At 60.3% G+C, this 5,497-nt stretch carries 3 protein-coding genes; 2 read left to right on the forward strand and 1 reads right to left on the reverse strand.

The genetic code is table 11. From position 1 onward, the window contains the following. Together H5U08_RS09145 and H5U08_RS09150 are read left to right on the forward strand one after the other, a co-directional pair. The coding region (locus H5U08_RS09145) for a hypothetical protein (RefSeq protein WP_297032357.1) at window positions 1-2,610 on the forward strand (2,610 nt) is incomplete at its 5' end. Window positions 2,611-2,852: 242 nt separating this feature from the next. After that, the gene (locus tag H5U08_RS09150) at window positions 2,853-4,772 is read left to right on the forward strand and encodes a carbon starvation protein A (RefSeq protein WP_297032358.1); all 1,920 of its coding nucleotides are present in this window, start codon (window positions 2,853-2,855) and stop codon (window positions 4,770-4,772) included. A gap of 59 nt (window positions 4,773-4,831) precedes the next feature. Here the strand turns inward: H5U08_RS09150 and H5U08_RS09155 are convergent. Continuing rightward, window positions 4,832-5,497: HEAT repeat domain-containing protein (locus tag H5U08_RS09155; RefSeq protein ID WP_297032359.1), on the reverse strand; the 666-nt coding region annotated here is incomplete at its 5' end.

A 5,497-nucleotide genomic window follows, 5' to 3' on the forward strand; every position in this document is an offset into this window, starting at 1 on the left:
CAGCGATTTTCTGCCGGGCGTCTCGAGGTGAAAACTCCCCAGGGTTGGAAGGTCGCTGGCTGGCTGGTCTCCATGGGACGGCTCGTCATTCGCAACAGCCGGGGCGAGGTGGAAGAATACCAGCTCGCCGCCGACTCCTGTGAACCGGGCCCCGTACCAAGGTCCCTCACCGGCATCCTGGTATTGCCCTGTACCGTCAAAACATCGGATGGAACAACGCTCAAAGTGGACGTTAGATTCTCGCTGCGGCCGAAGAGCAGCGGTTGCACGGTCGAGTCCGAATTGGTCAGCGACCGACCTGTGGACATCCTTGCCTGGGGACTGCCCATGGTCTATATCCACGAGCGCGACGAAGCCATTTTCCCTGGATTGGAATGGCTGGTGGATGACGAATTGTCGAGCGACAGCCTGGACATTGCGGAAGATCATCCGGATCGCGTGCGCTATGTCGTCCATCCTTACATGATCACCATTCCGGCAGTGGGAATCCATGGGCCACACGGCACGATGGGCCTGATTTGGGAAAATCGTCCCATCGGCGACCGGCTTCCCCCGGCATTTGCCTTCGCTTCCCCAGACCGCTTCAATCATCAGCGGAGCCACCTCATGGAACTCTTCCTGCCGCCGGTGCCGGATTACACACCGATGAACAGCCGGGTGGCTGAAAAGCCCTATCGCCTGGAGGGTGGTGAGAAGTTGTCCTTGAGTGCGGCACTTTGGATCGATGGTCAGGCCAGCGATGCCCTCGCCGTCATCACGGATTACGTGAAAAATCTCAGGATCGCCCCTGCCCATCCTTTGCCTCATAGCTCCCTGCCTGGTGAAATCGAGTTTTCCACGCGGGCCTATCTGGAGTCACTTTGGGATCCGGAAACCCGTCAGTGGTGGACCACCAAAGGGAACGCCCTCCTTTCCCACCAGGCCCTGCCACCCGATTTTGCCGCCGACCTTGTGCTTGGGGCCATGCTGACCAGCGATCCGGGTTTGAAACGTCGCTGCGAAGACCGCGTGAAAGAAGTTTGCCAACGACTCAAGCTCCCGCCACGCCTGGATGCGCTCCGCGTCGGTGGCCGGGCGGACCGCGTCTGGGCCAATGCAAGTCGCGCGGCGGCACTCCTGGCGTCCCGGCGCGAGGACGGAAGCTGGCGGTTTGATGCCGACCGGCCAGGCAGCGGACCTTTCGTCGGCATGGACTACCGGGAACTCGGCCCCAATGATGCCCTGGAGGTCGGTACCTGTGCCCACAATGCCTACGAAATCCTGGCCTTCGCCCGCATCACGGGTGATCGTCGCCTCTACGAGGAGATGGTGAAAACGCTGGAGCTGATGGAAAAATTCCGCGTTCCTCGTGCGGCGCAGGTGTGGGAGGTCCCCGTGCACACGCCGGACATCCTGGCCGCCGCCGATGCCGTGGACGCCTACATCGAGGCTTATCGCGTCAGCGGCGAGAAACGCTGGCTTCAGGATGCCGTTCTCTGGGCCAGGCGGGGATTGCCGTTCGTTTATTTCTGGAGCGATCCGCAAAAGCCGTTTCTCCAGGGGGCCAGCATTCCCGTCTTCGGCGCCACATGGTATCGCGGATCATGGTTCGGGCGGCCTGTTCAGTGGAACGGCCTGCGCTACGCCAACGCCCTTCTCAAACTGGCGGAGTACGATCAGAGTCTCCCCTGGAGGGAGGTGGCCACCATCCTCATCCACAGCGCCATCCATCAGCAGGACCAGGAGGGCGAGAACGTGGCCCTCTGGCCAGACAACATCAGCGCCATCACCGGGGAGAAATGTCCGTGGGTCTTCGCCCCCCGGCAAATCATTGGGTGCATCACCAAGTTGATCGGACGGGACGAAGAACCTCGCACCGTTTACGCCGGGCCCAACGATCAGCGGTTCGCACTCACCTCCCAGGGAACGATTGACCGGGTCCGCCTGAGTGGTGATACCCTGGAATTTCAGATCGCGTTTCCACCCGGAGAAGTCGGCCCGGTGTTGATCGCCAACATCGCGGGGCCGCAGGAAGTGGCCGTCAACGGTGAGCGGATCCCCCCGAGCGATCAGCCTCACCTGGAAGACGGCTCTGCCTGGTGCTATGACCCCGGCAACGCGCTCCTGACGATTCAGGTTGGAGCAACGGGCCCGGTGACCGTCTCCATCAAACCGGCCGTCCAGCGCACCGTGGACCGCATTCCACGGCTGGCGACGCAGCTTAGGTTCACATTCGATGGAGGACTGGAGGGCTGGATTGCCGCCCACGATGTGGCCGACCTGGAGGTCAAAGACGGCATCCTTGCAGGTCGTATCACGGGCCCTGATCCGTACATCATTCGACCCAACCTCCGTGTTCCGGCTGCGGTTTACAAGACCGTCGTCATCAGGATGAGCACCACCGCCGGAAGAATGGCGCAGCTCTTCTGGACGACCGAGCGTTCGCCAACCTTCGATGAAGAAAAATCGCTCCGCTTCGCGGTGGAGCCGGACGGCCAGCTTCACGAGTATCGCCTCAGCCTGGCCGATCATCCTCACTGGAACGGTCAAGTTATCGTGGCTCTGCGACTCGATCCGGGAGGCGGCACGGCCGACGGGGAATTCCAGGTGGACGCCATCCTCGGCGAATGAACGACCCGAGAAAGCCAGCCGCTAACAGGGCGCATGGGCACCACGGTGCAGGTTCCGGTGGTTGCTGCGGGTGGATGACGGAGATCCTGACCGCCGCACTTTCAATTCCACGAAAATATTGCGGCAAGATGGTCGGAGATTTATGCTAAATTTGAGCGTTTTTCCGTTTACACTTCGCACCCAAATGCGGCCGACCATTCCTTGTCCGTTGACGACACCAAACACAGATAGGGGAGATTGTCATGCTGGATCAGGCCGTCGTCGTTGTCTTGGTGGCATTCAGTCTGCTTTTCCTGGGTTATCAGGTGTACGGCCGATTTCTGGCCCGGCGGGTGTTCCAGCTCGACCCCGATCGTCCCACCCCGGCCCACACGATGTATGACGGCATCGATTACTGTCCCGCGAAAACACCGGTATTATTTGGCCATCATTTTGCTTCGATTGCGGGTCTGGGACCAATCCTGGGGCCCGCCCTGGCCGTCATTTGGGGTTGGTTGCCGGCGGTCCTGTGGGTCATTTTCGGAGCCATTCTGATCGGTGCCGTCCATGATCTGGGGTCGCTTGTGGTGAGTCTTCGGCATCGGGGGCGTTCGGTGGGCGAAGTGGCGTATTACGTGCTTGGCCCACGTGCCCGGCTGCTTTCGCTTCTGATCATTTTCTTCCTCATGTCGCTGGCGATGGGCGCGTTTTGCAACACGCTGGCCGACTTGTTCCTCAACTACAATCCGGACGCGATTATTCCCTCGATCGGCCTGATGCTGCTGGCCATCCTTTTTGGGCTGTCCGTCTATCGGCTGAAAGTTCCGCTGGTTCCCGCCACAGTGGGCGCCCTTATCGTGTTTGCCGGCCTCATCTACTTCGGGGAAAAGAACCCCGTCCTCACCTATGAATGGCTGTGCACTCCCCAGACGCGACAGGCCCTGGAAGAAGCGCGGGACGCGAAACCGACGATGGGACGGCCAGGGTTTTCCCGTCCGTACGGTGCGGCCGCTGCGATTGATTATTTCAAGGCCCACGGCCGGGAAGATATCGTTCGCGAACTGGGGTCCATCAAGGATCCCGACACTGTTTTGGGCAGGGCCAATTACGCGTGGATCGGGACACTCCTTTTGTATGCCTTTTTAGCGTCTGTGCTGCCCGTCTGGCTTCTGCTTCAGCCGCGGGATTACATCAACAGTTTCCAGCTCTATTTCGCTCTGATCGCCTTGTTCCTCGGTTTGCTGATCGCCACGGCAGTGGGCAGCGAATATGCGAAGATTGATGCCCCCGCGATCCGTGCGACCGTCCCGGGAGCCCCGCCGTTAATCCCCATTCTTTTCGTGACGATCGCCTGTGGAGCGGTGAGCGGTTTTCATTCGCTGGTCTCCAGTGGAACGACCGTCAAGCAACTCAATCGGGAAAAGGATGCCCTTCTGGTGGGCTATGGCGCCATGCTCGTGGAGGGAGCGCTGGCCGTACTCGTGATTGTTGCTTGCACTGCGGGCCTTTCCCAGTTTGACTGGAGCGACAAGGGTGTTTATGCGAGCTGGACCGGTATCACAGGGCTGGCCGCCCAGCTCAACGCCGTCGTTCGGGGAAGTGCCAACATTCTTTCCCACCTGGGAATTCCCACTGGTATCGGTTCCACATTCATTGCGGTGACCGTCACGGCGTTCGCACTCACCACGCTGGATTCCGCAACCCGCCTGCTCCGCTTCAACGTGGAAGAGCTTTGCCAGGCTGTGGGTTTGAAGTTTCTGGCCAACCGATACTTTGGCTCCCTCATGGCGGTGGCGGGAATCGGCTTTTTTGCCGTCGTTCCTGCGGGGAAAGCCCTCTGGACACTGTTCGGCACGACCAACCAGCTTCTCGCCGGATTGGCCCTGTTGATCGTGAGTGTGTACCTCTATCAGAATCAGCGGATGTACGCCTTCACGCTCGTGCCGATGATTTTCATGCTCCTCATGACCGGGGCCGCCATGATCTACAGCCTGATTGGATTTTATCAGCAGGGAAAAACCGTCTTGTGGGTAACAACCGTTATCGTTCTGATCATGGCAGTCTGGCTGATTCTAGAAGGCATCGCTGCATTTCTCCGCGGCCCTCAACGTCCGGCCATCATTCCGCGTGAAGAGCAGCCCACACCACAAGAGCAGCGCGAAGCGGCGGAAACCGTGTTTTGAGATCGCACCGCTTGGGACTGATTGAGCCCACTGATGAGCGCTTGCACGCCGTCCACGCCCTATGGCGGCGAGCTTTTTCTCCCCGTGATCCGGCTGACAGCCTCCTGAACGGTTGCCTGCAGCACAGGCGTCCCGTGACGAGCCAGTTCCTCCAATTGCGGCACAGCCGACTGGGCCGCGGGGCCAAGCTCTCCTAACGCTTCCACCGCCGCCATTTGCACGTTGGGATCGGCATCCTGAAGGGCAGCGGTGAGTGCTTCCACGGCTTCTTTACTCGTCGCCCGGCAGCGGCCAAGTGCCCGGGCAGCCGCCATGCGTACCCGTTCATCGCCGTCCTTCAGGGCTTCACACAGAGCGTGGACAACCTCAAAAGAAGCATCACCGATGAATCCAAGACTTTCCGCGGCCACATCCCGCCCATCCCAGGTTTGATCCTGAAGCGCGGCCACTATCACAGGAACTGCCGCGGCGGCGCGGGGTCCAAACGCACCGAGGGCCCTGATCGCCGCCATCCGCGCCGTGGGTTTGCTGCGATCCTGCGCCATCTTGGCGAGGAAGGGGACCTGCTCCGGACCGTATTGAATCAGGGCATCAATCGCCTGGTCTCTCACCTGCGGATTGGGATGCCCCAGAAGCTCGCGCCACTGTTCGGGTGTCTTGTCTGTGTATTTCACTTCACGGAATTCGGTACGACGCGACGGTCTTTGCGACTCCTTGGCGTTTTC

It is taken from the genome of Thermogutta sp. (genome assembly GCF_014359955.1).
GTDB lineage: Bacteria > Planctomycetota > Planctomycetia > Pirellulales > Thermoguttaceae > Thermogutta.